The sequence below is a fragment of the Pseudoalteromonas sp. P1-9 genome (assembly GCF_001399975.1).
Classification (GTDB): domain Bacteria; phylum Pseudomonadota; class Gammaproteobacteria; order Enterobacterales; family Alteromonadaceae; genus Pseudoalteromonas.
Window position 1 is genome coordinate 1 of the sequence record NZ_LKBD01000202.1, and the last position, 208, is coordinate 208.

Annotated in this window: 1 protein-coding gene; it reads left to right on the plus strand. The window is 46.2% G+C overall.

The features are described 5' to 3' along the window. On the plus strand, positions 1-187 hold a 187-nt coding region (locus AN214_RS23170; protein WP_235576807.1), incomplete at its 5' end, for a hypothetical protein. Positions 188-208 lie beyond the last annotated feature (21 nt).

A 208-nucleotide genomic window follows, 5' to 3' on the forward strand; every position in this document is an offset into this window, starting at 1 on the left:
TCTGTTGACCTTTCAAGTTCGTTTTTGCAGCAGTTTGATTGGGTTTTATACAAGGCAGAGGCTGCGTGGCATAGTTATTCTATGTGAGCTAGCCGATAACACAGTAGAAAAGCCAATCAAGCGCTGCCGAACGGTTCTTTTGAGCGCACTTTTCTCATTGTTGCTCGATATTCGCTTAGATTACTAGGCCACACATCGAGCGCCGCGA